Genomic DNA, 22,983 nt, shown 5'->3' on the forward strand with positions numbered 1-22,983 from the left:
ACTTATAATTGTACATGAAAAGTGGCCCGTTGATTACCGTAATGACTGGCCCGCTATCATCCGTTTTCGCTGGCCCAGTATCACCGTTATAGACAATAAGCCTTTTGATCTCCTTCCCTTTCCTCCTCTTGCCCTTGCAGCAACAAGCCCCGCCTTAGTACTTTCACATATAGTCTCTCTTTTGAACTCTGCTAATGAAGCAAAATATTATTTAAACCTACCGTTAGCGGTTATCGTGCTAATGTTATCACATAAGCGGACAAAGGTCACTTCTTGTTCATGGAAAAGAGCAACCAGATGAACCAGGTTTCGAAGAGGTCGGCCAAGACGATCCAATTTCTAAATAACAACATGATCGCCTTTTTTTGGCTCTTTTAGAATTTTTTAATTCCCGCTCTATCTATACTCTTTCCAGAAATTTTTTCCTGGTAGATTGTTGTGCATCCATATTCTGTTAGCGTATTAAATTGAAGATCTAATTTGATCTGCAGTACTTACTCTTGCATAGCCTATTTTCATGTTATTTTCATTATCAAAAACTCATTATCAAAAACCTAAAAATGATTTTGATTAATGGAATGGGTTTGTGAGAATTGGCAAAAAAGAGAAAAGATATTTTAGGCTTAAATGAGATAGGTTTGATTTGTTTAATAGCCTGGCCTTTTGATCAAAATAATTATCGAAAAAGGAGGGTATTTTGATAATGATTAGCGAGAAGCTATGGGGCATATCGTTAAAAGTCCCACATGCAATTGAGCTATCATAGAGGAACCGTCATTGTGGTTGCATTAATGAATACAATCCCATCGTACATTTTTATCAGCTTTTGATAGGTACCACCCCGACCATTCAATTGTTTCTTTGGATCATATACTCCTCCAATACCTCTTGAATACAGTTGTTGATTTAGAAAGCTGTTTATAAGACTATTATTTTTTGAGCTGTTGAAATCTAGTATGAAGTTTGGAGCAGAACATTTGGAAAAAAATGTTTCAATAGAATTTTTGTTTGTAACAGGTAGTACAATACACTCTCCATATTTATTTGTTTGAGTATTAAAAGCCCGAAAACTTCCACAGTTAAAGGAGAATCCCATAACATATGTCTCTTTTGGAAATTTTGAAGATATATAGGATCCCATCGGAAGGTTCTTATTCATTGTAAAGTCTTTCGAAACATGAAAATTATGGGCCCATACTATCATTTTACTCATGCCTTGTTCCTCATAGATCGACTCTACATTTTCGGCCATACTTTTATCCCTTATTACGTCTTTGTCGTAAAGATATTTTGCTTTCGAGTATTCTAATGTCTGTAGAATTCCCCTTATATATCTCTGAAATTTACCCAAGAGAATAGGATCTTTTTCCTCAACAACTGCATTTTTTAATTCGGCCTCCAATTTTGCTAAATTCGATAGTTCCGAATTTTCTATTTTTCCATAATTATACTTTGTCAGAACCTGTAATCCTAGCTTTGCTTTTTCACTAATTGATGTCACAAGTTTTATGGCTCCATCCAACAACATCTGGCCACTATTAACAGCAAACTGCATATCACACCCATAGAATTTGATTTTATCTTCCTTTTTCTTATTCTCGTTATATGACTTCATCCATTCGATAAGATTTACGAAATCCTGATTCATCCACACTCCAATAGCCATTTTTTCAAGAGCGTTCTTAGCAGCCCCCTTTCCTGATCCTATATAATCATTCATATATTCTGCTCCTGCCATATCTCCCTCAATAACAAAAACTTTATAATTTAACTCATTTACGAGAAACTGGACAAGTCGCTGCTTAGTTGTGAAAAACTCATGTGTTCCGTGAGTGGCCTCACCCATAAGAAAGATCCGCTTGTCATCAATTTTCGCTTCTAAAGGTTTCAAATCTGATAAATTACCAGAAACTTCAACAGATTTCAAAGGAATTAATTTACTATCTATCGCTGCTGTTATATTATTAACCTGGGCGAAAAGCATAATTGGCAAAAAGAAAATAAAAGTGGTTGTTTTTAATAGGGATTTAATAAAAATTTTCATAAAAACTGAGGTTGAGATTATTGATATCGATTTAAAAAATCAGATGTAATAATATGCATTTTCATTTCAAAAAATGCTTGGTTAAGTAGATTTTGGTATGATAGTGTAAATAGCTGAGGTTCTAAATTATTTTTGGTCGGTTTAATATAATATCCAGCAAGATCAATAAAATATCAAAAAACGGTCTTTTTTTAATAATCTATGTCATTTCTTTTTTCAACACTTTATCTCCATAAAAAGTTTGCGCTAAAAGTTAATCCTCCGTAACGGTAAAATGAAATTGCAGAAACTTTAATCGACGGCGGTTTTCCGCATGAAGACAACTGCTATCCTGGAAAAAATATGGCCTAGGTAAATCAATGCACCAAAAGATGATCGGTGTTTTTAAGAATTATATGATTTGAAAACTATATGTAATATAGCTCGGACATATATTAATTGGCATATCGCTTAGTCAACATAAATCTGTAAATTTCAAGTCTAGCTGAATTATGCGCTTGAAAAACTTACAGTCTGCGGCAAGTCTGTATTTTTGTTATCAGAGAACGCAAAAATAACTTTTAAAGTTACTCGACTTCTATTCACGTCACATGACTTAAATTGATGAACATGATAAAAAAATACATAGACTAAATGAAAGAAACCAACCTACTATCTCCCGATATCTTAAAAAGCAAACAACACTTTGCGATTCTTGATGGATTAAGAGGTCTGGCGGCTGTTGCGGTTGTCATCTTCCATTTTATGGAATGGACCTACACTGATCCTAGCCAAAACTTTATCGCTCATGGTTTCCTCGCCGTAGATTTCTTTTTTTGCCTATCAGGATTTGTAATTGGTTATGCCTATGACGATCGAATTGGCAAAATGGGTGTGATACAATTCTTCAAGTCAAGACTTATCAGGCTGCATCCATTGATTATCTTTGGTTCATTTTTGGGTTTAATCACCTTTTTATTTGATCCATTTGGTGGCCGTCCTGAATTGTATAATTCCGGTAAAACTGCACTAATATTTGTAACATCTGTTTTGCTAATCCCTTTCCCGGTAATGCAAGAACGAGCTTTTAATTTATTCAGTTTAAATGCGCCAGCATGGTCTTTATTTTGGGAGTATGTGGCCAACATTTTTTATGTACTGATTCTCATTCGCATTAGTCGTAATGTATTGTTGTTATTGACCCTTTTTGCTGCTGCAACGCTTTGCTTTGTAAGCTATCGGTCGGGTAATTTAATAGGCGGCTGGGATGGAAGCAGCTTTTGGGACGGGGGTGCCAGAATCTTTTATTCCTTTTTAGCTGGCCTCGCAATTTACCGTTTCAACTGGAACATAAAAAACAAACTTGGCTTCATAGGCATAGCTGTATTGTTATTCCTGGCATTTCTAATGCCATTTGGAAAATGGAACTGGCTTTCACAACCCACAGTAGTATTGGTTTACTTGCCAATGTTGATCGCACTGGGTGCCGGAGCTACCTTAACAGAAGGCTTCAAAAAGCTCTGCGTGTTTTCAGGCAAAATATCCTATCCATTGTATATGACGCATTATGCAGCATTATGGATGTTTGGAAACTACTACACCAGTCATAAACCCGCTGGCGGGCAGTTAGCCGTCATCGTTATTACCTCCTTAATCTTGTTAGTGGGATTTGCCTATCTGGTGATGGTGGTTTACGATATTCCGGTTAGAAAATACTTGCGCAAGCTTCTACCAGCTACTGCCGCCGCCACCGCCGCCAGAAGATCCACCACTGCTACTTGATGAGGAGGATGAGCTGCTGGAACTACTTGAAGACGAGGATGAGCTGCTCGATGAAGTAGAAATTTTTGCAATGGTGTAGGGAACTTTATCATTGAACTTGCAATAGCTACAAACAGAGAGGATGTACCCCGCTCCTTCGCTTGATGTTGTTGCGCTTTTAACAATATGGGTACTTTTAAACATCATCGTTTTAAAGTGGCATTCAGAGCACTCGGTAGCCTTCGACTTCACATTACTATAGTCCAGTATTACTTTTTCATTACAGGCCGTACAGGTCCAAACATCGTAATCAACAGAACTGATTTGCTCTTCAGTTACCTGTCCTTTAGACAAGTAAGCATCATCGTCTTTCTCGTTAAGTCGAACCATTCCTTTATTACAACTTTTGCAAAGAACAGGAGCATCTCTTAAAGCCTTTTGGCGCTCCTGATACCCATTCCAAAGGGATTTAAAAAAAGGATATGGGAAAATCCATAATGCCCATTCCATCCAGGCATATTTCTCCTGCCATTTCAAATATTGGGCATGATTGTCCAAACCATCAAATGTTTTTGGCAGCCGCCAGTTGAGCATCCAATAATGGATTTGAATAAAAAGTGCTAAAAACAGGTAAAATATAATGAACTGCCTAACCTCTATCCATGAAAAAGGAAGGTACAAATTAAGCAGCGCAACACCTGCAACCGGAACGATCAGCATAAACCAAAAAGAGCCACCGTAAACATTCTTTTTCCCACCTCCGGCTAAGTCCCTGGCAATCCTTTTTACCAAAATAAAGTATATGATTAAAATAATCAGACTTATAAGTCCTCCTATTGGTCCAAGTGATTTTTTAAATGGCAATGAATCAGACACCACAGGTTGCGGTCTGGATTCTATATAGGGTTTAACAACATTTGATTGCTCTACAACCGCTACAGATGACGTATCTACAACCGCTTTATCTGGTATTTCTGTTGCCAATCCTGTAGAACTATTGTTCTCATCTGCTTGCAAAACGCGAATAACTGCTTCTACGCCATTTTGTATTGCCAGATCAAAATCACCGTTCTTTGCAGCAGGAATCATATATTCTCTCTGAATGCTAAGGCATGTTACGTCTGGCAATGGACCTTCAAGTCCGTAGCCGGTCTCAAATTCAATTCTTTTCTGATCCTTTACCATAAAAATAAGTAAGCCATTATTTTTATTCTTGTCGCCAATCTTCCATTTCCTAAACAGCTGATGGGCAATTTCTTTAGGAACATTGTCGCCAATGGTTTTTACAAACACAACGTCTATGTGTACCAGGCCTGACTGATCCAGCGGACTTAACCTGGAATTTAACGATGACACCGTAGATTCAGAAAGCAGACCGTCAGGATTGCTTACATAAGATTCATTAATCGTTTTTGGATCAGGGATTGAACTGATCAAATCCTTATCTGAAGAGCCAGGAGACTTGCAGGCTACCATCACGAGGCAAGCATACAAAAGAACGAGAAATTTAGAGTTGTGCATATAATACCAACACAAAAAGCGAGATACTGTTTGATAGGTGCTTTAAAATCTTGCGGCTTAATTTTTGTCTGTCATTTAACTTCAATCCAATAGGCCATGTTAAAAGATACTTACTCCATTATCAAAAGAAAGATTTTATTAAAAACTTGGTGTGCTCCATTTATTATTGTGATCCTAATGCTGATAAATTCAGCCGGATTTGCACAAACTCCTACTGAAATCAGGATGGCCAAAAAAGTCTTTACAGGGGCATGGGTAAATAAAAAAACGACCAGACACTTGACAATATCGATGGAAAAAGAAGGTTACGCAACAATCAACGATTGGACCAGCAAATATCAGAAGCAAGAGAGTGGAGATGCTTATAAGGCCTTTATTGAACACGGGAAGCTTATTATGCCAGCCGAAAAGGAGCATCATGCACCTTATAGTGAAATGACCGTAAAAAACAACACATTAACCTATGTGACCAAGTTTGTAGATTTTAAAGGAAAAATAATTTTGGAGAAGCTGCTGTTCCAAAGAGCGCATTAGGTGCGACTGGTTTTTATGCAATCCTCCCCTCATTCTCCCTTCACTCGTAGATTCCTCGTGGTTTCTACGGTGTTTGTTCGTGTACAGGGTACCCAAACACGAACAAACTACGACTAAAACGCAGCTAAACCCCAAACCAACCCGAAGCGAATATATTTCTTGCCACAAATTTCGCACTGCCATAGGGTTGTCAGTCGCCACTCTTTTCTTTGTTCAAAATAAATATGATATGAACAGAATCAAAACTTTTTTAAGGGAACTGGAAGAAGAAGCCTTAACTACACGCAAAATGTTATCCATAGTACCAGCAGACAAATTCGACTGGCAGCCTCATCCAAAAAGCATGACGCTTAAAAGGCTCGCCACTCACGTAGCAGAATTACCAGGCTGGGTAAGCATAACGCTGACCACCGATGAGCTCGACTTTGGGGACAATACGCATGTTGCTCCGGTTATTAATAGCACAGCAGATCTGCTGGAGTTTTTTGAGAAAAACTTAACTGAAGCCCGCGAACAACTGATAGATAAAAATGAGATTGTATTGGGCGAGCCCTGGACCATGAGAAATGGCGACCAGATTTACAGTACCAGGGCAAAAGCAGACATCATTAGAATGAGCATTAGTCAAACCATTCACCACCGTGCGCAACTTGGCGTTTATTTAAGATTGCTGGACATCCCGATTCCGGGTAGCTACGGGCCAAGCGCCGACGAAATTGCCCTCTAATAATCAGGCCTTTAAAGATTTTGGTAGTATATGTGGGTATAAATTGATTTCTTTGTAAAATATTTCAATTTATACCCCAATTATGGCTGAGTCTGATATCCGATTAAATAAATACATTAGTGAAAGTGGTCTGTGCTCCAGAAGGGCGGCAGACAGGTATATTGAGCAGGGTAATGTATACATTAACGGTAAGAAAGCCAAAGTAGGCGACAAAGTAATCTTTGGCGATATTGTATTGGTAAACGGTCAGACTATCGAGCCGCAGGCTGCGGAAAATACGGTGCTAATTGCTTATAATAAACCCGTTGGAATAACCAGCACCACTGAAGCTGGTGTTAAAAGCAATATTGTTGATCATGTTAACCACAGCGAAAGGGTATTCCCTATCGGAAGATTGGATAAGGATTCTCAGGGTCTTATTTTTCTAACGAATAATGGCGATTTGGTGAACAAAATTCTCCGCGCCGGCAACAACCACGAGAAAGAGTATGTAGTTACAGTAAACAAGCCGCTTACGGAAGCTTTTATGACGGGTATGGCTAAAGGTGTTCCGGTATTGGGCGTGATGACCAAGAAATGCAAGGTGGTTAAGGAAAGTAACTTTACTTTCAAAATCACTTTGATCCAAGGTCTTAACAGACAAATTAGAAGGATGTGCGAACATTTTGGCTTTGATGTAACCAAGCTGGAACGGGTACGCATTATGAATATTAGTGTAAAAGGCATTCCTGTTGGGGAGTGGAGAGAGTTAACGCCGCAAGAACAAACCGACATCTACAATATGGTGGCCAAATCAAGTTCTCTTGAAGTTGCATCGGCTGTGCCAAAACGTGTTAATAAAAAGCCTAAGACTGTTTTTGAGGAAAACCTGATGGAGAACGTTACGCCTAGGCGTGCTTCTAGCAGAACACCGGGTTATAAATCTGCCAAAGGTTCGCCAGGTACTGGTCGTTCTTCTTCTGTGAGCAGGGCAGACAGACCAGCCGGCGGTAAAGGCAAGGCAGGCGCTAAACCTGCAAGTGCTGCAAGGGGAGCCGCGACAACCAGCTCAAGATCGGCTAGTACTGGATCTGGCGACTGGAATAAAAGCGGTGGTCCGAGTAAAAGACCTGTTAAGCCGGGAAATGGCAGATCGGGAACTCCGGGAGCTAAAACCAGAAGTCCGAAAAGGTAATTTTTTTTGGTATCTTTGCGCCTAAATGCCTGCTACTAAGAAAATAGATATTCGCGCGCTGGATTTGTCGCAGCTACAGCAACACTTCGTTGCCATGAAGGAGCCTTCCTACAGGGCCAAGCAAGTTTATCAATGGCTTTGGGAAAAATCTGCCCGTTCCTTTGAGGAAATGAGTAATCTTTCTAAAGAATTAAGAGCAAAACTGGACGACCATTATACCATTAATGTAGTAGCGGTTAGCAATTCTCAGTTCAGTAACGACCATACCATAAAAAATGCCTTCAGGCTTTACGATGGAAATATTGTAGAGGGTGTGTTGATACCAATGGACGACCGAATGACGGCTTGTGTAAGTTCTCAAGTTGGTTGCAGCTTAACCTGTAAGTTTTGTGCAACGGGTTATATGGACCGCAAACGCAACCTGAATGCCGATGAAATATACGACCAGGTGGTGTTAATTGATCAGCAGGCTAAGCTGAATTATAAGGTACCGCTTACCAATATCGTTTATATGGGCATGGGCGAGCCTTTGTTAAACTACGCCAACGTGTTAAAATCAATAGACCGCATTACCGCAGCAGATGGTTTAAACATGTCTTATAAGCGCATAACGGTTTCTACCGCTGGTATTGCCAAGATGATTAAAAAATTGGGTGATGATGGCGCAAAGTTTAACCTTGCCCTTTCTCTGCATGCCGCCAATGATAAAAAGCGCAATGAGATTATGCCCATTAACGAGGCAAACTCTTTAAAAGCATTGGAAGAAGCGCTCAAGTATTATTTTTCTAAAACTAAAAATCCTGTTACCTACGAGTACATCGTATTCAATAACTTTAATGATGAACTACAGGATGCTGTTGAGTTGGCCAGGTTCTGTAAACACATCCCTTGTAAAGTAAATTTGATAGAATACAACCCTATTCAGTTTGCTGATTTCATTAATGCAGACGGTGATAAAATAGATGCATTTTCTAATTACCTGAAAAGTCAGGGTGTAAACACCAACATCAGACGCAGCAGAGGTAAAGATATTGATGCGGCATGCGGACAGCTGGCTGTTAAAGAAGGGCAAGAAGCTCAGGAAAGTCAGTCGGCAAACTAAATTCTAAAATAAATTCCTGAAAATAATGCCGCTTTATCTTTTAAACAGATCAGGTTTGGGCATGATTGCCTTGAAAAGAATTCTGGAAGACCTGCTAGGTCTGCTTTATCCCAATATTTGTTATGGTTGCTTTAAGCATTTGTATGCGGGCGAGTCGCTGATTTGTACGGACTGCCTGTACCACATCTCTTACACCGACCATCATTTAGATCTAAAGAACAGGGTAGCAAAACAGTTATGGGGCCGGGTAAATTTTAATGCGGCAATGGCATTGCTTAACTTCAAAAAGGGTGCAAGGGTACAAAACTTAATTCATCACCTCAAATACAAAAACCAAATGTTGCTGGGCGAAAAGCTGGGTGCTATGGTGGCGGATAAGTTATTGCTTTCTCCTTTTTTCGGGGAGATAGATTTGATTGTTCCCGTGCCTATGCATCCTCGAAAAGAGCAGAAAAGAGGTTATAATCAAAGCGTGTGCATTGCTAAAGGGATAGCAGCAGTGCTGAATGTACCTGTAAACAGAACTGCCCTGATTAAGGTAGCGGAAACGAGTACACAAACCAACAGGAGCAGGTACGCAAGGCATGAAAACATGAAGTTGGTATTTATGCTGGCAAAGCCTGCAGAATTGGAAGGGAAGCATATTTTACTGGTAGATGATGTAATTACCACGGGGGCCACAATAGAAGCTTGTGCCCTAGAAATCTGTAAAAGCAACATTGCAAAATTAAGTATAGCCGCTGTTGCTTTTGCCGACTAAGTAGGCTAAGTTTGTTCATGCGTATATTTTTGTGGATTTGTTTTAGCAGCATTTTAACTCTTTCGGCCTGCCAGAAGAACGATGTGGTAACCACAGATCAGCATGTTAAACTATCCTTCTCTACGGATACGGTGCTATTTGATACCGTATTTACTGCGGTTGGTTCTGTAAACAGGCGCATTAAAGTTTATAACACAGACCCCAAGGCTGTTAGTATCAGCAACATTCGCCTGGGGCGCGGGAACAGTTCTTTTTTTAGCCTGATTATTAACGGGGTTTCCGTCAACGAAAAGGACAACGTAAGGATCTCCGGGAAGGATTCCATCAGCATCTTCATCAAGGCAACCATTAATCCAAGTAACCTTAACCAACCCTTTATTGTAGAAGATTCCGTACTTTTTAATACTAATGGTAATAGGCAGTCCATCGCGCTGGTGGCATACGGACAAAATGCGGTATTTATAAACGGTGAAACCATTTCTGCCAACACTACATGGGGTGCCACGCTCCCCTACATCATTAACCGTTCTGTAACGGTAGCCGAAAATGTAACGCTGACCATAGTACCGGGCGCTAGAATTCTTTTTCATGGAAATGCGGCAATGAATATTCGCGGCACACTTAACGCTGCCGGTAATGTAAACAATCAAATCCTCTTTGCGGGCGACCGCAGGGAACCGTATTACGACAATGAAGCGGGCCAATGGCAGGGCATCCGGTTTTATCCGGGCAGCACAAACTCCAGGATAAATTATGCTTTGATAAAGAATGCCATTATAGGGCTCACGGTAGATTCTTTAACTTTTAATGGGATACCCAAATTATTGCTCAGCAACAGCACGGTAAAAAACATGACAGTGGCAGGCGTGGCGGGTTACCAGGCAAGTATTGTTGCCCTCAATAATTTGTTCTACAACTGTGGACAGTACCTGTTATACGGCGTGGGGGGTGGTAGTTACAACCTGAAGCAAAATACTTTTGTCGGATATAATCCGGAGTTTCCCAGAAGAACGCCTGCACTTTACTTTTCTGATGTCGGCAACGGGCGTTCTGGTAATCTGGACCTGGAGGTTTCTAATAACATCATTTGGGGGGTGCTGACTGAGGAGCTTATGGTAGAAACGAAAAGCATTTTTACAGTTAATGCTAATTTTAAAGCAAACTTGATCAAAACTGCCGTACAAACTTTCGCCGCCAATAATTTTCTGAACACAGATCCGAAGTTTGTAGATGCCATAAACAACAATTTCAGACTCCAAACTATTAGTCCGGCAATAAATAAAGGGATTTCTTTAACGACCGATACCTACTACAATAGCTTCTTATACAATGACATGAGCGGAGCAACCCGCATGTTCCCTTCTGAGCTAGGTTGTTTTGAGCAACAATAATTAAAATTTATTTTGGAAATATGAATATAATCCGTTCCTTTGTTCTTGAGAGCGTTAATTTAGGAGTCGATAGTTCACGAAAGTGGTTATCGGCTCTTTTTTATTTAGAGAAATATTGATTGATAATGCGCTTGATCTCCTCTGGCTTAAATGGCTTTAAAAGATGTCCATTCATACCTGATTCCTTAAATTTGATATAATCAGCGCTTAAGGTTGATGCAGTCAGCGCAATGATTGGCACTTGTTGGTGATAATTGCCGGGTAGTTCACGAATGATAGCTGTGGTCTCGTATCCGTCTATCCCCGGCATCTTAATATCCATAAAGATCAGGTCGTATTCTTTTCTCATTACCTTTTGAATGGCTTCTTGTCCACTATGGGCAGAATCAAACACAAAACCCCATTTGCTCAGAATCCGATTGGCAATTAAGATGTTGATCTCATTATCATCTACCACTAGTATGGATTTTCCAGCGAAGCTGGCAAATTGATCTTCAGGAATGGAATCCTCCATTAGTCCGAAGGCCTTTTCAAAAAATATGGTAAAAGAAAAAGTAGTGCCTTTGCCCTCTTTACTCGCTACCAGAACATCAGAGTTATACAGTTTAAGAAGCTTTTTAGTAATTGCCAGCCCCAATCCAGTACCGCCATACTTCCTGGAAATGTCGCTCTTGGCCTGGGTAAAAGTCTCGAATATATAGGATAGCTTATCTGCTGGTATGCCAATTCCGGTATCGCTGACCTGGAAAAAAACCTCTGCTCTATTTTCATCTTCTCCAGCTAAACTGATGCTAAGCGTAACTGTACCATGTCCTGTAAATTTAATGGCATTACCGAGCAGATTCATGATGACCTGGTAAAGCCTGGTCTTATCTCCCAATACACTTTGAGGAAGATCCTTAGTGACAAGCGTTAATATATTTCCCTTTTTATCAGCAGTTACCTGTAAAGAGCTTATAATATCAGTAGCAAGTGCTTTAATGTCCATTGGAATTGATTCCAGTTGGAGATGACCAGTATCAATCTTGGTGAAATCAAGAATGTCATTGATAATATTGAGGAGGTTTTCTGCGGAGAACTTAAGGACATTAAGATCGCCAACCTGAGAAACTTTAGGGTCGTTTTCCAACAATAAGTGCGTCATACCTATTACTGCATTTAAAGGCGTTCTAATCTCATGACTCATTACAGAGAGGAACATTTCCTTAGCCTCGCTTAATTGCAGTGCCTGTTCTTTAGATTCTACCAGTTCACGTTCTACCTGTTTGCGTTGAGTAATATCCGTAATCAGGTCAATTTGCCTTACTACTTGTCCCTTATCATTAACAACAGGTGTATTTGCAACATGAAGCCATAAACGTTTCCCCTGCTTTGTAGTTGCTTCCACTTCAATAAAATAAGGCTCGTTATTCCTGGCTTTACTTCTGGACGCCGAAAGTAAGTCTCGTTGACTTTCAGTATTGGCAATCACATTACCCAGTTTATTCCCTAGAAGTTCCGGAAGTGTGTAGCCTATTAATTTTTCCAGACTATTATTTATCCAGGTGGTGTTACCGTTATTATCTGAAATGTTGACCCCGGTATTGGTCTGACTGGCCACCATAGACAACAATTGGACCTCTTCTTCGGCGTTTTTCTTTTCAGTGATGTCAATAATAATCTCCACTTCTATATCTACTTCGCCGGCATCATTAAAGACTACCGTATTATAAATAGACAACCAAATGGGTTGTTTGTCTTTACGATAGGCAAGTAAGTCTACCGTAAACGATTGGTTATGTTCAATCTGTTCTCTGGCTTTGGCCAATAGCTCAAGATCAGTTTTAGGCCCTACAATAAGGTCACCCAAGCGCTTTCCTTTCAGGTCCTCTATGGTAAAACCTGTGATCTTTTCAAAGGCGGCATTTACCCAGGTTACGTGGTTGTTGGCATCACTAATGACCACGGCATTATTTACCTTACTCGCAACGAATGAAAGTTTCATCAGTTCATTATCAAGCTTTTTACTCTCGGTAATGTCTCGGCCGTAGGTGTACCATCGGTGATTTTTTACCACCATGTTCCAACTTAACCAGCGTATTATCCCGGTCTTGCTGACGATCCTGAAATCGATGTTAAAGCCTTTTATCTTATTCCTAAGACCATGTTCTATGGTTTGCAGCAGACTAGCCTGATCTTCCTCATAACAAAAACTCCACATACTTAATCCCGTGGCCTCTGCTGCTGTGTATTCTAAAATACTGGTTACTGCGTCATTTATAAAAATGATCTTACCCGTATCATCCAGTATGCAATGGATTTCAGGAGAAACCGTAGATAGGTTGAGCAATTCCTCAAAACGATTGGTTTTAGCCTCCAGGTCTATACTTTGTTTTTTTAAGGAAAGATGTGTTATGATTTCCCGGGCCAGGATCCTTAAGCCTTCTTTCTGCTCATCAGACAAAGAATTTGGTTTGGTATCGAAAACACCGATCACGCCAAGCTTAAACCCATCCTTGTCGATAAGTGGCGCGCCGGCGTAATAACGCACATGCGGCGTATTTACTACCCTTAGGTGATTAACAAACCGCTCATCAAGCAAGGTATCCTTTACTTCTAATAGGTCATCTCCCAAAATGGTGTGGTAGCTAAACGACACATCTCTGGACTCATAGGTAGTTTTTACTCCAGCAACGGATTTTACAAAAAGACGGTCTTCATCGACCAGTGAGATCAGCGCGATAGGCACATTGCAAATTAGTGTAGCAAGTCTGGTAATGTTATCAAATGCCTCCTCTTGAGGAGTATCCAATATACCATACTGCCGCAATGCTTTAACGCGGTCATCTTCACTGGCTGAGGGATTTTTGCTACTTGTTGATGACATTAACTGCTTTTTATAAAGCGTGTTTTATTGGTATAACGGGAACTTGCTAACTAACGCGATTACCTGCTCTTTAACCTGTTTTAAATTTTGCTCATCTTCAGGATTTGTAATTACCTGATCGATCAGATCAACAATCTGTTGCATATCAGCTTCTTTAAAACCTCTTGTGGTGATTGCTGCTGTGCCAACACGAATTCCTGAAGTCACAAACGGAGATTTATCATCAAAGGGAACCATGTTCTTATTCACGGTAATGTCTGCTTTTTCCAAAGCTTGCTCAGCAACCTTCCCCGTGATGTTCTTATTCCTAAGGTCAATCAGCATTAGGTGGTTATCTGTACCTCCGGAGATGATACCATAACCTTTAGCCACAAAAGCTTTAGCCATAGACTGCGCATTGGCTTTAACTTGTGTGATATAGGTCAAATATTCACCACTCAAAGCTTCGCCAAAAGCGATGGCTTTTGCAGCAATGATGTGCTCTAATGGTCCGCCTTGAGTACCAGGAAAAACTGCCATGTCCAATACAGAAGACATCATCCTGATTTCTCCTTTAGGAGTTTTCAATCCAAATGGGTTTTCAAAGTCTTTACCCATCATGATCATTCCTCCGCGGGGGCCACGCAATGTTTTATGAGTAGTGGTGGTAACGATGTGGCAATGTGGAAGTGGGTTAGCCAATAAACCTCTGGCAATCATGCCTGCAGGGTGAGAAATATCAGCCATTACCAATGCGCCGATTTGATCTGCTACCCTTCTAATGAAGGCATAATCCCACTCTCTGGAATAGGCAGATGCACCACAAATAATTAGTTTTGGTTTTTCTGCAAGGGCAATTTCTTCTAATTTAGCATAGTCAATCAACCCGTCTTCTTTCTTTACACCATAGAATAATGGGTGATACAATTTACCAGAAAAATTAACAGGAGAACCATGCGTTAAGTGACCTCCATGAGAAAGATCAAATCCAAGAATTTTGTCTCCTGGCTGTATAACAGCCAGCATCACAGCTGCGTTTGCCTGTGCGCCTGAATGCGGTTGTACATTTACCCATGCTGCACCAAAAAGCTTTTTAGCACGCTCAATAGCAATGGTTTCTATCTCATCAACTACCTGGCAACCTCCATAATACCTTTTGCCCGGAAGGCCTTCAGCATATTTGTTGGTTAAACAAGAACCGGCTGCTTCCATTACCTGCTTGCTTACAAAATTTTCTGAAGCAATCAGTTCAAGCCCGTTTTCCTGGCGGTCCAATTCTCTGTCAATCAATTCAAAAATTGTAGTATCTCTAGTCATTTATTCAAAGTATATTTTTGTAAAATTAATGATTTTCCTTCTTAATTTGGCAACAAAATACCTTACTTTGTAGTTCTATTCGATAAATGCTGCATGGAAGACACCAACGGTCCATTTTTACCCAACATCAATTACCCTGCTGATTTGAAGCAGTATACTGAACAGGATCTGGAACAAATATGCCAGGAACTTCGTCAGTACATTATTGATGTGGTAAGCGTAAACGGAGGCCATTTCGGTGCCAGTTTAGGCGTAGTGGAGCTTACAGTTGCCTTGCATTATGTATTAAACACACCTTACGATAAGCTGGTTTGGGATGTAGGCCACCAGGCTTATGGTCACAAGATTTTAACCGGTCGTAAATCCAGGTTCCATACCAATAGAATCCTTAATGGCATTAGTGGCTTTCCAAAGATCAGCGAAAGCGAGTACGATACCTTTGGTGTAGGCCACTCTTCTACTTCTATTTCTGCTGCATTAGGGATGGCTGTAGCTTCGCATTATAAAGGAGAAACGGACCGTCAGCATGTTGCAGTTATTGGTGATGGCGCAATGACAGCCGGTCTTGCTTTTGAGGGTTTAAACCACGCAGGCATTGAAGATTCTAACCTGTTGGTGATATTGAACGACAATTGTATGTCCATCGATCCTAACGTGGGGGCATTGAAGGAATATTTAACCAGCATCACCATCTCAAAATCTTACAACCGTTTTAGGGATGATATTTCAAGTGTGCTGATCAAACTTTCTGAGCTTGGACCTAATGCGCATAAATTTGTTAAGAAAATTGAGAAAAGCATAAAGGGGACCTTACTTAAGCAAAGCAATTTGTTTGAGGCGCTTAACTTTAGGTATTTCGGACCGGTGGACGGGCACGATGTAGTGCGACTGGCACAAATCATCAGGGAGCTTAAAGACATTCCGGGCCCAAAGCTTTTGCATTGCGTTACGGTTAAAGGTAAGGGTTTTGCCCTAGCTGAAAAAGACCAAACCAAATGGCATGCGCCTGGGCTATTTGATAAGATAACAGGTGAGATTAAAAAATCAGTTAGTGATAAACCGCAGCCTCCTAAATATCAGGATGTTTTTGGTCATACCCTAGTTGAACTTGCCGAAGAGAATAAAAAAATTGTAGGGATTACCCCTGCTATGCCTTCTGGCTCTTCTATGAACATCATGATGAAAGCCATGCCTGAACGTGCTTTTGACGTGGGTATTGCCGAGCAACATGCTGTAACATTTTCTGCAGGCTTGGCCACGCAGGGACTAGTTCCTTTCTGTAACATCTACTCCAGTTTTATGCAGCGGGCCTATGATCAGGTGATACATGATGTAGCCATACAGAACTTAAATGTGGTATTTTGTTTAGACCGTGCCGGACTTGCGGGTGCTGATGGCGCCACACATCACGGTGCTTATGACCTGGCATTTATGCGCTGCATTCCACACATGACCGTTTCTGCTCCTATGAACGAGGAGGAGCTGCGTAACCTGATGTATACTGCGCAGCAGGAAAACATGGGTCCATTTGTTATACGATACCCGAGAGGTAGTGGGGTGATGACCGATTGGAAACGCCCTTTTAAAGCTATAGAAGTTGGTAAGGGACGGAAGATATGTGACGGTGAAGACGTAGCTATTCTTACCATTGGAAACGTAGGTAATTTTGCTGTACAAGCTTGTAAAGAATTAAATAGCGAAGGCATCCACCCTGCGCATTTCGATTTACGTTTTGTAAAGCCTATAGACGAAGTATTATTACACGATGTGTGCAAACGTTATAAAACCATTATTACCGTAGAAGATGGCTGTTTACAGGGCGGAATGGGTAGCGCAGTACTTGAATTTATGGCCAACAACAATTATAGTCTTCAAGTAAACCGACTGGGAATTCCAGATGAGTTTATTGAACATGGTGAACAGGCAGAGCTTTGGGCATTGTGCAATTACGACACCAATGCCATCATCAATGCTGTACGCAAATCTGCAGTAAGCAGAACTACAAAAACAATGGCTTCTTAGACAAAAAGTAGCCATGCAGATTTTTTTGCTGCATGGCCTGAAAATATTTAGGCTAGGCCCATAAATTAGATGGATAAACTCCTTCTTCTGTTAATTTTTGCAATTGCGCCTTTACCACAGGTGCATCTTCTTTAAAGGTAACACCAAACCATTTTGCTTTAGTTGGAATCATTTTAACTACTCCATTACCAGAGTTGATCAAAGTATCTGCTACTTCTGGAATCAGGAACTCTGCTTTAAGGTCTTTGTTTAAATTAGCATCCAGGAATTTATAATACTCTCCTTCACTCCAATTTACAAACGCAGGTGTAAAACAGAAAAAGTTCATGCTTACCTTGGTATCTAAAGGCAATTCCTTTTCCACCTCTCCTTCTTTGGTAATGGCTTTTCCGTCTTGTTTAAAAATCTCTTTTCTTTCAATGATGCCAGTTACATTACCAGAACCGTCTACGCTAATCTCGCCACGGGTTACTGATCCGTTATCGCTCAATGTATTCTTTAATTCATAGCCCAAACTTGCATACTTACCATCTGCTGCTGCTGTAGTTAGGAATTCGTAAGCCAGCTGGAATGCTTCAAAGCCATAAAAATCATCTGCGTTGATTACAGCAAAAGGCGCATCAAGTGAATCTTTAGTGCACAACAATGCATGCTGCGTACCGAATGGCTTTGTTCTTTCTACCGGTATGCTTCGGCCTCCGCTAAATTTATCAAGGCTTTGATATACATAGTCAAGCTCAATCTTTCCTTTTAACTTTGGCTCAATAGCTGCTTTAAAGGACTCAGCAAATTCTTCTCTGATTATGAAGATTACCTTACCGAAGCCTACCTTAATGGCGTCGTAAATGGAATACTCCATAATGGTTTCTCCTGAAGGGCCAAAAGATTCTGTTTGTTTATTTCCGCCATAACGGCTTGCCATTCCGGCTGCTAAGATTACTAAAGAGGGCTTCATTTCAGACATTTTTACGGGTTTTTTAATTTACGAGTTAAATATATGGGGTTTATCGGAATAAAAGTAGTTATGGGCGACAAAAAAGCGCTTTATACCAGTGTTTTACTAGGGCTATATAAGCGCTTGATGTTATGATATGGGCACTTTCAAAGACCGACATATTTCACTCTTTCATTCAAATCTAAATTGCCTTGCAATGGTGATAATACTATTTTAATTAAATTGCCTTCACAATAGCGTTAATATGCCAAAGCAACTGATTCGTGAAATTACGCCTTTAACGGAAAGCGACTGTTTTACCATATTTTCCAGAGAATTAAAGGCGTTTGATTCCCCATTGCATAACCATGAAGAAATGGAGCTTAACCTCATCATCATAGGTGCAGGAGCCAGAAGAATTGTGGGCGATCATATTGGTGAGATCGATGACATGGAATTGGTTTTATTAGGATCTAACCTTTCGCACGGCTGGCTAAACCACAAATGTAAAAGCAAAACCATCAGGGAAGTGACCTTGCAATTTCATTGGGATCTTTTTGATGAAAAGTTCTTGAAGAGAAATCAACTCTCCAACATCAGGAGTATGTTTGAAAACGCAAAAAGAGGTGTTCTTTTTTCACAAGAAACAGCCAGTCTCATCGCCCCGAGATTGTTAAACCTGGCCACTCAAAGCGGCTTTGCCTCTATACTTGAATTGATGTCCATCTTGCACGACCTGTCCATCTCCGGAAACAGCAAAATGCTGTCTGACCCAAACTTTACAAAAGAGGAATACAATTACAATAGCGGGAGGATAGTGAAGGTGTTCGACTTTATGAATGCGCATTTTAGTGCCGCCATTACGCTAACTGAAGTGGCTAAAATTGCCGGCATGCCTAATGCATCTTTTAGTCGCTTTATTAAGCAGCGCACCGGCTATACTTTTATTGATAGCCTGAACGAGATACGCCTCGGGCATGTTTCCCGCATGCTGATAGACACCACGCATGCTGTTGCTGAAATTGCCTACAAATGCGGCTTTAACAACATGGCCAATTTTAACCGAACTTTTAAAAAGAAGAAAGGATGTACGCCTAAAGAATTTCGGGAAAATTACCGGAGCAAAAGGGTGTTTGTATAACCAAATGACCTTATTGGATTTATCCACTTACAATACTGCGGTTTCAGATGCGAAAGCATGAAATCTTTTAACCTCAATGCCATCCCTTCATTCCATCTAAACTAATCACTTGATTGGATTTAATTAAGGTATTAATATCTTCATTTTTATTGAATTTAAAGGTAAGTTCAGACCAACCCATAAAGAACGTCCATTTAGGTTGATCTTTTAGTACACTTAATGTAGGCAATGTTTGGCATTCTCCAATTGCGATTGGCTTGCCTGAACCAGCCTTTACCATGATATCGTATTTTTCTTTACTAAATCCTGTCTTGTCATCATAAATGTCAAGAGCAGCAACATCCCAGTAGGCACCTCCTGGATTATAAGTGATCACATCGTTAGCGAGTGTTCCAAAATCCTGAATATCCCAAACCCATATTAAATTATTTAATCCCTTTGTCTTAGTCAGGTAATCATGTGTAAGCTGATATAACTTTCTAGTTCCATCCACCCCTGGCCTACCTCCCCACCAGAAAACACTTTGATTCATTTCATGCAAAGGCCTAAATAAGACCTCTACTTTCTTATCTTCCAATTGTTGCAAATAGACGGCAATCTCATCCATCATCCCCTTCCATCTTCCATTAATAGTGCTCCCGTCTGTAAGCAATTCCTTCCATTGCTCATCTGTCATTTTGCTCAACACGCCATTTTTATCCCATCCGCAAGGCTGCGCCAAGGCAGGATTACAGGCGTGCCACATGATGTTTACCAATGCGCCTTTTTTCCATTGTTTAACAGCTTCATCAATCATAATTTGCCTATTGGCGATATTATCTGCTTGAAAAAGGAAATCACCACTCCACAACCCAGGGTATTTCCCGGTAACTTTAAAAACCTCATCTGTCCAGGTCGCTGGTTGCTTATTGGGCTCTCTATTGTGGATCCCGAATACTGTTTGTTTACCGGAAATGTGGTTTAAGAACTTTAATACAGAATGATTTTGCTGACTAAAAACCGGAGATGTTATTATTATCAATACAGTCAAAATAATGCACAGACCTAGGTTCTTCTTCATGTTTAGTACTTGGTTATATCACTAATTAATAAAGCAAAAATAGAGAAATGACAGGCCGTATTTTAATCCCTTTTTAACAAAAACCTATAGTAATGTGAGTTAAAATAGTCTAAATGCAGAAATCCAATCTACAAAAAAGTCCCGGCACAAAGCCAGGACTTTAAAATTCATTTTTTTATCTATTGATTATTGAGTTTTGCAAGCCTCAATCAATAACATTCTGTTGTATGCAGGACTCTTAGATCCTAAGAAGTCATTTTCACCAACAACTGTACTCATGTCAGCAGCAGTAATAGGTCTGTTATTAACTACTTTTATTTGACCACCCCAGTTTGCTTTGAAGTCATAAGAAGATCCAATTTTAAGGTTAGTTGTTTTGAATGCACCTTTCACTGCAGTCCCTAACAAAACGTATTGGCTATCTGGAGCACCTGCTGGCTTGAAGAATAAATCGAAGTTTGGAACAACGATAGTACCCTTACCGGCACAGTTTACATTTAATAATAGTGATACAAAGTCTAAAGGAGTACCTGGGCTGTTTACTGAGATAGTTAAAGCAGCGCCCGCACAAGAATTGTCAATTTTACCGCCACCTAACACGGCAAAAGGAGCTACATAGTCACGAATGACATAATTAACCGCTACAGGAGGTAAACCTTGAAGCGTAATTGAAGCACCAGAACCGATAACAATTGGATAGCTACTCAATACTGATCCGTCATTACCAACTGTTTCAAAAGTTACAACTCTCTGAGCTCCATTCAGCAACCAAGGAGCTGATATTGTAGCAATTGGACTTACGCAACCTGCAGTCTTAATCACATCTCCAACAATAAATACAGTTAAGTGATTAGTTTGGAAATTGGTAGCTGGTTTAGTCGCTGCGTCTAATACCGTATTAGAAACAGTTTCATATTTAAATTGACCAGTAGTTGTCTGGTAGCTATAAACGGATAGCGGATCGCCAGCTTTAACTTTAACACCAGTTGCTTGTGGTACGAAATCAGGATTCAATTCCATTGAAATACTAATAGGTGAACTGAAACTCTTAACTTCAGTACCATTAACAAACATCCTGACGTCTGCATAAGCTGCAGGGAGGAAGAAAGCAGAACTTGTATTTCCATTGGCATCAACTACATTAGGTGCACTCAATTTTCCACCAGGGAAAGTACCTATTGCAGCAGGATCATCGGCATTAAAATTAATAACCTGAACAGTAAGGCTATTACCTACTAATACATTTCCTGCAGCATCTTTAAATTGAACACCGGCAGGAATAGTAATGCTAGTGACTTGTTTAACTGTAGATGAAGTAGGTGTAGAGAAAGAAGTAATTGCTGTTGTTGCGCCTGTTGAAGACAAAGGAACTTCCTTTATCAATACAGTACTAACAGGTGATGGCGCAATAGTTTTAAGAAGCGTTACATTAACGATCTGGCTAAACTGATTTACAACCATTTCAACAGGGATAAGCTTTGGCTCATAACCCGAAGCAGTGATGCTTAAATTAAAGCTTATTTTTTTTGAAGCAGTAGGTACTGATTTCGGTTCAACACCAACAGTGATAATCCCTGCTGGAGAACCAATTGCTTTAGTTCCAGAAAAATCATAGATGCTTGCTGCATCTGTTCCGGTAGCAGTTACTGTTAGTGCAGGCAAGGTTTCACCATTCGCACCTTTAACAATCACGGTAGCTTTGTATTTGATAACATCAGCATCAAATAACACATTAATTTCGTAGGCTGGATTCCTGCAACTATTAAACAGCAGTCCCACCAACATCATAAAGCTGAATAGTTTAGTAAAATTTTTCATATATTATTTATTAAGTAGATATTATAAATTAAAGACCAAAGTTCAAATTGATTTGCAATACAGGCAAAAAGCGATAATAAGACATATTTTTCTGTAGTTGCGCCTGGTTACTTGTATTTAAAGTCAAATAGTTAGTTCCCGTAAGTGTTGCTTTAGGTTCTCCCATATAATAGGTACCAACTGCAAAACCTATGTTGAATGCTTTTTTCGGAAATACATTCTCGAAACCGAAACCAAGGTAAGGTGCAACCTTATCCCATTTCACCCCACCATACAGTTGACCCAAATCAGCACTTGGAATTAGGATATCACCATACTTATAGGTGCCGCGGTAGCTAACTACAACATCCCCTTTTGCTTTCCAGAAATAACCAACTCCAGCAGTAACTACTACTTTGCGGGATAAACCTTCTTCTGCAAGAAACGGATGGAAATCAAGCATTAAATGCGCATTTGCAAAATCTGCATCAAAATCTACATCGGTTGGCTCAGACCTAACTTTGTAAACACCCTGGCCACTAATAGGAAGGATACTTGCACCAACACGTACAGCAAAAACAGGTTTTGGTGCGTATTTTAAATCTAAACCGACACCTTGTGTAGCAATTGTTGCGCTAACGGTGACTTTACTGCGATCTGCAGCTTCAGTTGCGGAGATACTTTGGGCATTTACCTGCGAACAGATCGTTAAAAGTATGCCCAAGCTCAAAATAGTAATTGTTCTTTTCATAATTAATGATTTGGAGAGTATAGAATTGATTGTTTATTAATTTTTTAGTTATATATTGTTAATAATAATTTTCTAAGCGACGAAATAACCTAAATCGTTGTAATTTTAGCGCTAAGTTAATCA

Annotated in this window: 18 protein-coding genes; 9 read left to right on the forward strand and 9 right to left on the reverse strand. The window is 40.0% G+C overall.

Features of this window, described 5'->3' with window-relative positions; translation table 11 throughout:
* Nucleotides 1-207 precede the first annotated feature (207 nt).
* Both ACVWYN_RS00005 and ACVWYN_RS00010 read right to left on the reverse strand, forming a co-directional pair.
* Nucleotides 208-336, reverse strand: coding sequence for a recombinase family protein (locus ACVWYN_RS00005; RefSeq protein WP_457286761.1), 129 nt, complete (start codon nt 334-336; stop codon nt 208-210).
* Between the two features lie 424 nt (nt 337-760).
* A complete protein-coding gene (locus ACVWYN_RS00010) occupies nt 761-2,044 on the reverse strand; it encodes an erythromycin esterase family protein (RefSeq protein WP_457286762.1) in 1,284 nt (427 codons plus the stop codon).
* 633 nt (nt 2,045-2,677) lie between these two features.
* On the opposite strand from ACVWYN_RS00010, the gene ACVWYN_RS00015 reads away from it, so the two are divergent.
* Complete coding sequence (locus ACVWYN_RS00015; RefSeq protein WP_457286763.1) at nt 2,678-3,805, forward strand: acyltransferase family protein; 1,128 nt, start codon at nt 2,678-2,680, stop codon at nt 3,803-3,805.
* On the opposite strand, the gene ACVWYN_RS00020 is transcribed toward ACVWYN_RS00015, so the two are convergent.
* The gene (locus ACVWYN_RS00020; protein ID WP_457286764.1) at nt 3,752-5,260 is read right to left on the reverse strand and encodes a TPM domain-containing protein; all 1,509 of its coding nucleotides are present in this window, start codon (nt 5,258-5,260) and stop codon (nt 3,752-3,754) included. The genes ACVWYN_RS00015 and ACVWYN_RS00020 overlap by 54 nt on opposite strands.
* 141 nt (nt 5,261-5,401) lie before the next feature.
* Here ACVWYN_RS00020 and ACVWYN_RS00025 point away from each other — a divergent pair, with 141 nt between their 5' ends.
* The 6 genes from ACVWYN_RS00025 (at nt 5,402) to ACVWYN_RS00050 (ending at nt 10,993) form a co-directional block, all read left to right on the forward strand.
* Nucleotides 5,402-5,839 carry a hypothetical protein gene (locus ACVWYN_RS00025; protein WP_457286765.1) on the forward strand — a complete coding sequence of 146 codons (438 nt, stop codon included), beginning with the start codon at nt 5,402-5,404 and terminating at the stop codon, nt 5,837-5,839.
* A gap of 229 nt (nt 5,840-6,068) precedes the next feature.
* On the forward strand, nt 6,069-6,566 hold the full coding sequence (locus ACVWYN_RS00030; protein ID WP_457286766.1) for a DinB family protein: 498 nt from the start codon (nt 6,069-6,071) through the stop codon (nt 6,564-6,566).
* Nucleotides 6,567-6,648: 82 nt separating this feature from the next.
* Nucleotides 6,649-7,740, forward strand: coding sequence for a 23S rRNA pseudouridine(2604) synthase RluF (gene rluF, locus ACVWYN_RS00035; RefSeq protein ID WP_457286767.1), 1,092 nt, complete (start codon nt 6,649-6,651; stop codon nt 7,738-7,740).
* Between the two features lie 25 nt (nt 7,741-7,765).
* Nucleotides 7,766-8,842 (forward strand): 23S rRNA (adenine(2503)-C(2))-methyltransferase RlmN, encoded by a 1,077-nt coding sequence (gene rlmN, locus ACVWYN_RS00040; protein ID WP_457286768.1) that lies wholly within the window; start codon nt 7,766-7,768, stop codon nt 8,840-8,842.
* A 25-nt stretch (nt 8,843-8,867) separates the two neighbouring features.
* A complete protein-coding gene (locus tag ACVWYN_RS00045; protein ID WP_457286769.1) occupies nt 8,868-9,602 on the forward strand; it encodes a ComF family protein in 735 nt (244 codons plus the stop codon).
* Nucleotides 9,603-9,619: 17 nt separating this feature from the next.
* The gene (locus ACVWYN_RS00050; protein ID WP_457286770.1) at nt 9,620-10,993 is read left to right on the forward strand and encodes a hypothetical protein; all 1,374 of its coding nucleotides are present in this window, start codon (nt 9,620-9,622) and stop codon (nt 10,991-10,993) included.
* A gap of 100 nt (nt 10,994-11,093) precedes the next feature.
* On the opposite strand, the gene ACVWYN_RS00055 is transcribed toward ACVWYN_RS00050, so the two are convergent.
* Nucleotides 11,094-13,859 carry a PAS domain S-box protein gene (locus ACVWYN_RS00055; protein WP_457286771.1) on the reverse strand — a complete coding sequence of 922 codons (2,766 nt, stop codon included), beginning with the start codon at nt 13,857-13,859 and terminating at the stop codon, nt 11,094-11,096.
* A 24-nt stretch (nt 13,860-13,883) separates the two neighbouring features.
* The gene (locus ACVWYN_RS00060) at nt 13,884-15,155 is read right to left on the reverse strand and encodes a serine hydroxymethyltransferase (protein WP_457286772.1); all 1,272 of its coding nucleotides are present in this window, start codon (nt 15,153-15,155) and stop codon (nt 13,884-13,886) included.
* A gap of 93 nt (nt 15,156-15,248) precedes the next feature.
* On the opposite strand from ACVWYN_RS00060, the gene dxs reads away from it, so the two are divergent.
* A complete protein-coding gene (gene dxs / locus ACVWYN_RS00065) occupies nt 15,249-17,177 on the forward strand; it encodes a 1-deoxy-D-xylulose-5-phosphate synthase (RefSeq protein WP_457286773.1) in 1,929 nt (642 codons plus the stop codon).
* Nucleotides 17,178-17,229: 52 nt separating this feature from the next.
* Here the strand turns inward: dxs and ACVWYN_RS00070 are convergent, their stop codons facing one another.
* Nucleotides 17,230-18,141: a nucleotidyltransferase family protein gene (locus tag ACVWYN_RS00070; protein ID WP_457286774.1), complete on the reverse strand. Its 912-nt coding sequence runs from the start codon at nt 18,139-18,141 to the stop codon at nt 17,230-17,232.
* Nucleotides 18,142-18,376: 235 nt separating this feature from the next.
* Here ACVWYN_RS00070 and ACVWYN_RS00075 point away from each other — a divergent pair, with 235 nt between their 5' ends.
* A complete protein-coding gene (locus tag ACVWYN_RS00075; protein ID WP_457286775.1) occupies nt 18,377-19,252 on the forward strand; it encodes an AraC family transcriptional regulator in 876 nt (291 codons plus the stop codon).
* Nucleotides 19,253-19,325: 73 nt separating this feature from the next.
* On the opposite strand, the gene ACVWYN_RS00080 is transcribed toward ACVWYN_RS00075, so the two are convergent.
* The 3 genes from ACVWYN_RS00080 to ACVWYN_RS00090 all read right to left on the reverse strand — a co-directional run bounded on the left by ACVWYN_RS00080 (nt 19,326) and on the right by ACVWYN_RS00090 (nt 22,860).
* Complete coding sequence (locus ACVWYN_RS00080) at nt 19,326-20,312, reverse strand: glycosyl hydrolase (protein WP_457286776.1); 987 nt, start codon at nt 20,310-20,312, stop codon at nt 19,326-19,328.
* A 186-nt stretch (nt 20,313-20,498) separates the two neighbouring features.
* Nucleotides 20,499-22,130, reverse strand: coding sequence for a hypothetical protein (locus ACVWYN_RS00085; RefSeq protein ID WP_457286777.1), 1,632 nt, complete (start codon nt 22,128-22,130; stop codon nt 20,499-20,501).
* Nucleotides 22,131-22,158: 28 nt separating this feature from the next.
* Nucleotides 22,159-22,860, reverse strand: a complete 702-nt coding sequence (locus ACVWYN_RS00090; RefSeq protein ID WP_457286778.1) for a hypothetical protein — start codon at nt 22,858-22,860, stop codon at nt 22,159-22,161.
* Nucleotides 22,861-22,983: the final 123 nt, after the last annotated feature.

The sequence above is a fragment of the Pedobacter sp. UYP24 genome (assembly GCF_054057295.1).

Coding starts and splice junctions, on each gene's coding strand:
- ACVWYN_RS00010 (WP_457286762.1), bottom strand. CDS start 2,044: ATGAAAATTTTTATTAAATCCCTATTAAAAACAACCACTTTTATTTTC.
- ACVWYN_RS00015 (WP_457286763.1), top strand. CDS start 2,678: ATGAAAGAAACCAACCTACTATCTCCCGATATCTTAAAAAGCAAACAA.
- ACVWYN_RS00020 (WP_457286764.1), bottom strand. CDS start 5,260: ATGGTAGCCTGCAAGTCTCCTGGCTCTTCAGATAAGGATTTGATCAGT.
- ACVWYN_RS00025 (WP_457286765.1), top strand. CDS start 5,402: ATGTTAAAAGATACTTACTCCATTATCAAAAGAAAGATTTTATTAAAA.
- ACVWYN_RS00030 (WP_457286766.1), top strand. CDS start 6,069: ATGAACAGAATCAAAACTTTTTTAAGGGAACTGGAAGAAGAAGCCTTA.
- rluF (WP_457286767.1), top strand. CDS start 6,649: ATGGCTGAGTCTGATATCCGATTAAATAAATACATTAGTGAAAGTGGT.
- rlmN (WP_457286768.1), top strand. CDS start 7,766: ATGCCTGCTACTAAGAAAATAGATATTCGCGCGCTGGATTTGTCGCAG.
- ACVWYN_RS00045 (WP_457286769.1), top strand. CDS start 8,868: ATGCCGCTTTATCTTTTAAACAGATCAGGTTTGGGCATGATTGCCTTG.
- ACVWYN_RS00050 (WP_457286770.1), top strand. CDS start 9,620: ATGCGTATATTTTTGTGGATTTGTTTTAGCAGCATTTTAACTCTTTCG.
- ACVWYN_RS00055 (WP_457286771.1), bottom strand. CDS start 13,859: ATGTCATCAACAAGTAGCAAAAATCCCTCAGCCAGTGAAGATGACCGC.
- ACVWYN_RS00060 (WP_457286772.1), bottom strand. CDS start 15,155: ATGACTAGAGATACTACAATTTTTGAATTGATTGACAGAGAATTGGAC.
- dxs (WP_457286773.1), top strand. CDS start 15,249: ATGGAAGACACCAACGGTCCATTTTTACCCAACATCAATTACCCTGCT.
- ACVWYN_RS00070 (WP_457286774.1), bottom strand. CDS start 18,141: ATGTCTGAAATGAAGCCCTCTTTAGTAATCTTAGCAGCCGGAATGGCA.
- ACVWYN_RS00075 (WP_457286775.1), top strand. CDS start 18,377: ATGCCAAAGCAACTGATTCGTGAAATTACGCCTTTAACGGAAAGCGAC.
- ACVWYN_RS00080 (WP_457286776.1), bottom strand. CDS start 20,312: ATGAAGAAGAACCTAGGTCTGTGCATTATTTTGACTGTATTGATAATA.
- ACVWYN_RS00085 (WP_457286777.1), bottom strand. CDS start 22,130: ATGAAAAATTTTACTAAACTATTCAGCTTTATGATGTTGGTGGGACTG.
- ACVWYN_RS00090 (WP_457286778.1), bottom strand. CDS start 22,860: ATGAAAAGAACAATTACTATTTTGAGCTTGGGCATACTTTTAACGATC.